Raw genomic sequence first — 5695 nt, 5'->3', positions numbered from 1 at the left:
AAATCACAAATATACTTTGAGTATGGCTTAGATTGTCTAACTCACCCAGTTTGTTCACATAAAATTCACGGTATTCATCCATATCTTTTACCTGTACTTTTATCATGAAGTCAAATTCTCCGGAAATGTTCAGGCATTCTGTTACTTCTGTAAAGTTTAAGATCTCCTGGATAAATTTCTTGCCACATTTTTTATTATGTTCTTTAAGGGTGATATAACATAATACCGTGAGGCTTTTATTTATTTTCCGGGGGTCTACAATGGCCGCATATTGTTTAATCACGCCTGCCTGTTCCATTTTGCGGATACGTTCGTATACGGGGGTTGTACTCAGGTTCAGTTGACCGGCAATATCCCGGATCGTCATTTTAGCATCTACCTGCAATAATCGCAGAATGCCCATATCTTTTTCGTCGAGGTGAAGGGGTGTATCCGTATGATGTTCTTTTTTGCTGATCATGATGCATTGTATTTGGAACAAATATCTATTTTATTGGCTTAAAATAGTGAAGTGTTCTAAATTTTTGCAGAATAAATCACTAATGAAATGATTTTATAGGTTTGCACAGTGAAACAGCAACGAATCATTTTAACAGTAGCCTGCATGGCTATATTCTTTGAAGCACTGGATGTATCAGTGCTTAACATGGCGATTCCGCAGATGGAATTATTTTTTCATTTTGGCGCAGATGCTATTCAATGGGTCCAGACGGTATATGTTTTATTTTATGCCGGCCTGGTATTGCTGGGTGGGCGTTTGGCGGATACCCAGGGTAGGAAAAAGATATTTATTACAGGAGCGGTTTCCTTTGTGCTGGCATCGCTGGCGGCAGGTTTTTCGCCTTCATTTGCGTGGCTGCTGGTGTGCAGAGCTTTACAGGGAGCCGGCGTGGCATTGGCCATTCCAGCGGCCATGGCCATTATTACCAATACCTTCACAGAACCCGCTGCCCGGAATCGTGCATTGGGCATTTTTGGCGCCATGGCCGGAATTGGTTTTGCCACCGGTCTGGCAATAGGTGGATTAATCAGTCATTACCTGGGCTGGCAATGGGTATTTTTCATCAATGTACCCGTGATAGGCCTGGTCATTATACTGGCGGTAGTATATATCCCGGCAGATGAAAAACACGCAGTGAAGCCGTTGAATAATGCGTTGAGTGCAATGCTGATCACCGGGTTAATGATGCTGGCCGCCTGGCTGATCCATGACCTGGGTAATATCGGTCACCACTATACGAAGTATTTGTCAGGGCTGTTTTTATTTGTGGTAGCAGGTGTATTTTTTGTACGACGCGAACGCGTACACGCGTCTCCGTTAGTCGACTTCAGCTTGTTCCGGTTACCGGGTGTGATCACCGGAAATGTAGGCGCCGTGCTGCTCGGCAGTGTTTTCCTGAGTTATATATTTATGCTGACGCTGTATCTGCAGCAGGATCTTCATTTTTCTTCTTCACAGGCTGGTTTGTTGTTATTCCCTTTCAGCATCCTATCGGGTATTATTTCAAAATTTGTGTTACCTCATTTGTTCCACAAGCTGGGAGTAGTGAAAACGGGTATCATCGGTAATGTATGTATGTTATGCGGTATCCTGTTTTTTGTTGGCAGCTACTTTACGGACTACACGCTTTTATTTATTTTTTGTGCGGTGGCTTGCATTAATTCATTTGGTATGGCTATTACTTTTCCCTGTGTGACAATATTGGCGGTGCACTCGGTACCGGAGCGGCAGCAGGGACTGGCTTCAGGTATCAATGGTACGGCTAATGCGCTTGGAGGAGGACTGGGCTTGTCGCTGGTGGGGTTGGTAATGCAGATGGCCGGTACGAAGGGGATCAGTGCATATGGGGCCGGATTAACTGTATTGATGCTGTTGGCATTGGGTGCCATCGGACAACTGTTGCTGTTTTACCAACGTGGTAAGTCAGGCGTCGGGTTGATGGCCATTCAGCCGCAGTAATTCTTTCAGGTCATCCAGCGTATTTATATCGGCAACAGGTTTGTCTTTCCGCCACCGGTTAATACGTGGAAAACGTAGTGCCACACCGGACTTGTGACGATTGGAGGCCGCAATACCTTCAAAGGCAATTTCAAATACCAGTTGCGGTTGTACGGTTCTCACAGGACCAAATTTTTCCAGGGAGTGCCGTTTGATCCAGTTATCTACTTCTGTAATTTCTTTATCTGTAAGACCGGAATAGGCTTTGGTAAAAGGGACTAATTGTTCTCCGTCTTTTACGGCAAAGGTATAATCGGTGTATAAGTTGGAGCGTCTGCCATGGCCCTTCTGCGCGTAAATCATCACAGCATCAATGGTGAGCGGATCGATTTTCCATTTCCACCAATCTCCCCGTTTACGGCCTACCTGGTAAGGAGCGATTCGCTTTTTGAGCATCAGTCCTTCGCTGCCTCTATCGCGTGATTGCGTGCGTAAAGCAGTTAGTTGCTCCCAGGTATCAAAAATAATTTCCGGCGATAGCTGCAATACTGCGAGGGCTGTTTGCTGTACCAATTGTTCCAGTAAGGCGCGGCGCTCTGCCATTGGCTTCTCCCGGATATCACCTCCTTCCCATTCCAGTAAATCATAAGAAAGAAAAATAACCGGTGCTTCCTGCAATTGTTTGCGGGTAACATTTTTTCTGCCGATCCTGGTTTGCAGGGTTTGAAAAGGCAGGGGCATACCGTTGGCGAAGGTGAGTATTTCTCCGTCCAGTACGGTGCCATCCGGCAGTGCGGCCAGCAGCGGTGTAAATTCAGGGAATTTTTCGGTGATGAGTTCTTCTCCCCGCGACCATACGAATAGCTGACCGGTTCGTTTAATAATTTGTCCGCGTATACCATCCCATTTCCATTCTGCCTGCCAGTCTTTTTCTATACCCAATGTTTCCGGTAATCCTTCCAGCGCATAGGCCAGGTAAAAGGGATAAGGGCGGGATGCATCTGCGCCGGTAGTATGCTGATGCAATAAATCTTCTATCGTTACATTTCGGGGATCCCAGTTACCACTGATCATATGTGAAAGAACGGCGGCTTCTATATGATATGTTTTTGCCAGTGCATTTACCATCATTTTCTGAGACACGCCTATACGAAATCCGCCGGTGATCAGTTTATTAAATACGAACCTTTCTCCACTATCCAATGCATTCCAGGCATTGAGGATGAACGTTTGTTTGGTGGTTTCCGGTTCCTTTTCCAGTTGCTGCAGCTGTTCCAGCCAATAGTGCAGGGGCGCAGCTATGGGAGCTGTGCGTGGCGGGAGTAACAGTGCGATGGTTTCTGCCAGATCACCCACCGTGTGATAACATTCTTCAAACAGCCAGTCGGAGATTGCAGTCGCCTGCATACACCATGTTTTCAACTGTGTACTGTTGACCGTTCGTTTAGGGCGACGGCCGGAAAACAATGCCAGCACCCAGCTTTTGTCTTTATCGGGGGCGGTGGCAAAATATTGGCTCAGCGCCTCCAGCTTTTCGTTGGTTTTGGTGCTGTTGCTTAATACTTGTACCAATTGGGCAAATTGTTGCACGGCTTAAGTTTCAGGGTTAGTAATCAGCTCTTCGTCTCCATAGGAAGTTGTTACTTCTTTGGCAGCGATTCCTTTTTCATTCAGATAACGGGCAAAAACGCTGCTGAAGCCATGGGTAACATATACCTGTTCTGCTCCGGTAGCGGTAACAGCTTCCAGCAGGCCGCTCCAGTCTGCATGATCAGAAAGGGCAAATCCAGCATCTGCATTGCGTCGGCGCATATTACCGCGCACCTGCATCCAGCCACTGCACACACCCAATGCGTAGGGCTGGAACCTGCGCATCCATACATTATCTTCTGCCGAAGGCGGTGCTATAATCACTGCATTTTTAAAAGCAGATTTGGGCGTTTCCGGTGTAATTCTTTCTACAGGTGGCAATGGCCAGCCTTCCTGTAATAATATTTCGTGTGGAATGGCAATAGCGCCATGCGACAGAAAGTGATCGACTTTGTCTTTCAGGTGATAAAGCAGCCGTTGTGCTTTGCCAAGACTGTAAGCCAATAGCACACTGGCTTTGCCCGCCTGCTGATTGGCATATATCCATTGGGTGATGTTATCGAAAATTTGTTGTTGTGGTTCCCAGCGATAAATGGGTAATCCAAAGGTAGATTCCGTAATGAAGGTATGGCAACGCAGTGGTTCGAAAGGGGCCGACAAGCCGTCATTTTCAAGTTTATAATCTCCGCTGGCTACCCACACTTCGCCGTCTTGTTCTACCCGTACCTGCGCGGAGCCTATCATATGCCCGGCGGGATGAAGCGACACTTTTACCCCGTTAAAAAACAGGGAAGCGCCGTATGCAATTCCCTGAACGTGGATGTCGTTGCCCAGTCTGAGACGCAATAGCGGAACGGAGGCGTTTTCACATAAATAGTATTGATTGCCTGCGCGGGCGTGATCAGCATGCGCATGTGTGATCACCGCGCGCTTAACGGGTTTCCAGGGATCTATGTAGAAATCACCTGCCGGACAGTAGATGCCTTTGTCGGTAAATTGCAACACATTCATACAAGGGAATATACGCAAAAAAAATCGTGCCATGGCAAGCGCCATGGCACGAAAGAAGGTCCCTTGCAGGGCAAACTATTTATTCATTTTAATATCGGAACTATCTCCTTTCTGGATGATATAGATATTTTTATTTTCAAAGTAGGAAGGTGTTGCTTCTCCTTCTTTCAGATATACCGGCAGGAAATTGTAACTGGTAATTACTTTAGGCGCTTCGCTGACCATGCCATTGAAATACACACCGTTGGTATGCAACAGTTTTACAAAATAGTAGGTCACGTCAAAGCCTTTGTAGGCCATGTCAGACGGGCGTGCTTTGTACACCCTGCGGAAATAATCGGCGATATATCTGCTGTAGGAATCTGTTTTGTCGTTGTAGTAGGGAGATGAATAATACACCTGTAATCCTTTAAACTCCGGCTCTTTCAGCTTAATCACGTCCCAGGTAGGCATACCAAAGATTTGCAGGGGATAGGTGGCGGCAGAAACGCTCAGCTTACGTAGCAGGTTTTTGGCGCCGGTTTCATCCAATGCAGTGACGATGATAATATTGGTACGGTCTGTCAGCAGATATTTAGAGATCTCGTCTGTAGAGGTGGCGTCACTCCAGATCACTTCTTTGATCCTTGTTTTCTTAGCATTGTCCATTTTATCGTAGGATGCTTTGAAATCTGCTGCCAATCTAGCTTCGAAGGCAGTATTTCTCCGGAGCAAGACAATATTTTTATTAGCGAAACCGTCCTGCACATAATTCTGGATGGCTTCGCAATGTGTTTTCAGGGTGCTGTTGGAGATATATAAAAAAGGATTGTCGCTGATGCCGGCATCATTAGGGAAGGTGCCGGAAACGAGATTGATCTCTTTTTCTTTGGCGAAGTCACTGAGTTCTTTCAGTTCCGGATTGCTAACGGAGCCAATAATGAGGTCGGTGTTATCCAGTGCTTTGCTGCGGATAATAGCAGCCACATTCTGTTTTGCTTTGCTGTCGTAAACGGTTACTTTCAGGTTGTAGCCCTGTTGTTGGAGGGTATCCAGTGCCAGTTGTGCGCCTTCATAGAATTCCAGTCCGGGTAAAACGTATTTCGGCATGGTGCGGCCGGGAATATCGGATGAATTGGCAAATACGGAATCCAGGTATAAAGGGGCAAAGAAGGC

The 5695-nt window shown here is 46.4% G+C and carries 5 protein-coding genes; 1 reads left to right on the top strand and 4 read right to left on the bottom strand.

What is annotated here, in order from left to right; translation table 11 throughout:
• A partial coding sequence (locus VIP81_RS26580; protein ID WP_331968439.1) for an Lrp/AsnC family transcriptional regulator occupies positions 1-460 on the bottom strand: 460 nt, incomplete at its 3' end.
• 144 nt (positions 461-604) lie between these two features.
• Here VIP81_RS26580 and VIP81_RS26575 point away from each other — a divergent pair.
• Positions 605-1960: an MFS transporter gene (locus tag VIP81_RS26575; RefSeq protein ID WP_331968436.1), complete on the top strand. Its 1356-nt coding sequence runs from the start codon at positions 605-607 to the stop codon at positions 1958-1960.
• Here the strand turns inward: VIP81_RS26575 and VIP81_RS26570 are convergent.
• From VIP81_RS26570 to VIP81_RS26560, 3 genes are all read right to left on the bottom strand, one after another.
• The gene (locus VIP81_RS26570; protein WP_331968433.1) at positions 1925-3529 is read right to left on the bottom strand and encodes an ATP-dependent DNA ligase; all 1605 of its coding nucleotides are present in this window, start codon (positions 3527-3529) and stop codon (positions 1925-1927) included. The genes VIP81_RS26575 and VIP81_RS26570 overlap by 36 nt on opposite strands.
• A gap of 3 nt (positions 3530-3532) precedes the next feature.
• Positions 3533-4540, bottom strand: coding sequence for a ligase-associated DNA damage response exonuclease (locus VIP81_RS26565; protein ID WP_331968430.1), 1008 nt, complete (start codon positions 4538-4540; stop codon positions 3533-3535).
• A 75-nt stretch (positions 4541-4615) separates the two neighbouring features.
• On the bottom strand, positions 4616-5695 hold a 1080-nt coding region (locus VIP81_RS26560; protein WP_331968427.1), incomplete at its 5' end, for an ABC transporter substrate-binding protein.

The organism is Chitinophaga sp., assembly GCF_036566945.1.
In the GTDB taxonomy this organism is placed as follows: Bacteria; Bacteroidota; Bacteroidia; order Chitinophagales; family Chitinophagaceae; genus Chitinophaga.
This window is presented reverse-complemented; position numbering and strand designations above follow the sequence as displayed.

Coding starts and splice junctions, on each gene's coding strand:
- VIP81_RS26575 (WP_331968436.1), top strand. CDS start 605: ATGGCTATATTCTTTGAAGCACTGGATGTATCAGTGCTTAACATGGCG.
- VIP81_RS26565 (WP_331968430.1), bottom strand. CDS start 4,540: ATGAATGTGTTGCAATTTACCGACAAAGGCATCTACTGTCCGGCAGGT.